Source organism: Protofrankia sp. Cas8 (assembly GCF_963555845.1).
In the GTDB taxonomy this organism is placed as follows: domain Bacteria; phylum Actinomycetota; class Actinomycetes; order Frankiales; family Frankiaceae; genus Protofrankia.
This window is the reverse complement of sequence record NZ_CAUVXI010000257.1, coordinates 5027-7223: the sequence shown is the minus strand read 5'-3', so window position 1 is coordinate 7223 and position 2197 is coordinate 5027. Positions and strand designations below refer to the sequence as shown.

General features: G+C 66.5%; 5 protein-coding genes. 1 reads left to right on the top strand and 4 read right to left on the bottom strand.

What is annotated here, in order from left to right:
* Positions 1-171: HEAT repeat domain-containing protein (locus U9977_RS27275; RefSeq protein WP_416210767.1), on the top strand; the 171-nt coding region annotated here is incomplete at its 5' end.
* On the opposite strand, the gene U9977_RS24425 is transcribed toward U9977_RS27275, so the two are convergent.
* The 4 genes from U9977_RS24425 to U9977_RS24410 form a co-directional block, all read right to left on the bottom strand.
* The gene (locus U9977_RS24425; RefSeq protein ID WP_322751625.1) at positions 172-576 is read right to left on the bottom strand and encodes a PIN domain-containing protein; all 405 of its coding nucleotides are present in this window, start codon (positions 574-576) and stop codon (positions 172-174) included. It lies immediately after the preceding gene.
* 20 nt (positions 577-596) lie between these two features.
* Complete coding sequence (locus tag U9977_RS24420) at positions 597-1052, bottom strand: helix-turn-helix domain-containing protein (RefSeq protein ID WP_322751624.1); 456 nt, start codon at positions 1050-1052, stop codon at positions 597-599.
* A gap of 198 nt (positions 1053-1250) precedes the next feature.
* On the bottom strand, positions 1251-1628 hold the full coding sequence (locus U9977_RS24415) for a hypothetical protein (protein ID WP_322751623.1): 378 nt from the start codon (positions 1626-1628) through the stop codon (positions 1251-1253).
* Complete coding sequence (locus U9977_RS24410) at positions 1601-1894, bottom strand: hypothetical protein (RefSeq protein WP_322751622.1); 294 nt, start codon at positions 1892-1894, stop codon at positions 1601-1603. Before U9977_RS24410 ends, U9977_RS24415 begins: the two co-directional genes overlap by 28 nt.
* Positions 1895-2197: the final 303 nt, after the last annotated feature.

Sequence of the window (2197 nt, the reverse complement as noted above, 5' to 3'; positions counted from 1 at the left end):
GACACCCACAGGGCTGTGCGGCGGGCGGCGGTGCAGGCGATCGCCACCGGCTGGCGCGACGACCCGGCCACCCTCCCGCTCCTGCACGACCGCGCCACCCACGACACCGACGGGTATGTGCGGCGGATGGCGGTGCAGGCGATTCAGCAAATCGAACAAGAACGAAAATAGTCAGAAGCGCACCATGATCTGTTGATCATAGGACCAACGGCTACAGAAGGTCTTGACCATCGGACGGCGAGTAAGACTGTATGGAAAGCCGGGGGCGTCCTGGCGCTGTCTCCCGGCTGCCATGTGGACGCGGTCGTCCGGATCTTTTCCCGGCATGCCGACGATGAGATCGGCGAAGTCGCAGAACGCAACCTCCGACTCGGGGAAGAATTTCCGTACCGCCGCGGTGACCGCCGCCGCCGAGGATACCGAGCGCCGTCCCGAGCGCACAATGACCCGTTCCCATTCGTCCAGGAGCGCATCGGTCCACAGAATGTTGTGGATGCCGTCCTCGGTGAGCGCGAACATGAGATCCATGACGGAGAACGGGAAGAGCACGTTCGTATCGACGAGTACCCGGGTCATGGGCATGAGCATCGTAGCGGTCAGTACGGGATACCGGCCGCGTCAGCAGCCTCGGCGATGATCCGCCGGCCCGCACGCCTGGACTCGCGTTGTTGCTGGAAAGCGAGAACGTCCGACAGGCGCACCCTGCGGTGCCTGCTCTCGGGGAGTCGCTCGGACGGGATCTCTCCGGCATCGAGCAACCGGCTGACGAACGGCCGCGACAACCCCAGGAGCTCACCGGCCTCCGCGGGGCTCAACAACGCCTCGGACGGCAGCATGGTAACCGCATGGCCCGCTGCCAGCTCGCGGAGAGAGGCCGCGACCAGCCTTGTGAGCGCAGGCGGGAGGGGGACGTAGGTACCGTCGGGAAGTTTCAGGACCACCTCGGCACCGACGGCCGCAGCCACGGCCGCCTGAGCCGCGGTGACTGTCTCCCGATCGCCATGGATCGACTCGATCCGTTCGGCACCGACCACCACACCCGAGCTACCCACCACACCTCCTCAGTATCGGAAATAACTGTAACCTGCGGCAGGCGGGATGACAACCGCTCGCCAGCCTCGCCATGCGGCCCGACAAGTCGTTTCCACGTGCTGGCGCCGGACGGTGTGGTCCACCGGGGGTGGTCGTCGGAAGCCGGGCGCCGGGTGGCGGGGCTCACGGCAGGCTCCTCCTCGTCCTTTCCCGAACGGCTACGCCTGCGCTGTGACAAGAGCACTCCGGGCATGGTCTGCGAGGTCGGCGGCAGCGCGGTGGCCGGTGGCCTGGACATGCCGGCACAGAGTCTGGATGTTGGCACGGGCGGTACCGGAATCGAGCGGGGCCGCGCATGCGATGGCCTGATGTCCGTGTTCGACGGCCTGGTCGATCTCGCCGGTGTCGACGTGCGCCGTACCCAGACGGGTCAGGTAGAGGACCTGATCCCGGGGGAAGCCCTCGACCTCGCCCACCGCCCGCCGCAGATGGGGAACAGCCTCGGCCGCCCGTCCCGTGGACAGCAGTGCGTCACCCGGGTTCCCGCCGGACGCTACGGCCCCTGCGCTCATTCCGTCGGCGGCGTCTTCCGGCACGGGCGGAATCCGGCGGAAACCGAGGAGTTCCGCAGAGGCGCCGTAGCGCAGCGTGTAGGCCCGGCGGTACCGCCGGCCCGGGTAGACACGTGCCCCCGTTCATGCCGGCGGATCATCTCCGCGGTCGCCCGCAGCGTGGGGATGAAACCCCGCGTCTCCGAGAGGGCTGTCAACTCCGCGGCGGCGTCCTCCTGGGTCAGTCCGGCGGCTTCGCGTGCCTGTCGCAGCCTGGTCGGGTCCCAGCCGGGATGCACCGTGTCGGACATGGCCTCGCTCCTTCACCTCGCGAGCTTCACCCGTCTCAGACAGCTACTAAACGCAACCATTCGGCGACAAATCGAGGACAGAAATACCCGGTGGGATGTCCGGATGAATGTCCTGGACACACATGGCCGGAGAGGGGGTGGTCGGCGCTAGCCAGTTGCGGAAATATCCCTAGAAGATCACCAAATTTCCTTGATCCGTGAACCGCATAGACCGTCCAGGGAGGCCCTGTCATCACAGATTCTGAGGTTCACGCTCGTAGCAGCACACTCACCCACGGGCTCATGGCACCACAGAGCGACGAC

What these genes read in the sequence shown, in the direction of transcription:
- U9977_RS24410 (WP_322751622.1), bottom strand. Translation starts at nt 1,894, where the DNA reads ATGTCCGACACGGTGCATCCCGGCTGGGACCCGACCAGGCTGCGACAG.
- U9977_RS24425 (WP_322751625.1), bottom strand. Translation starts at nt 576, where the DNA reads ATGACCCGGGTACTCGTCGATACGAACGTGCTCTTCCCGTTCTCCGTC.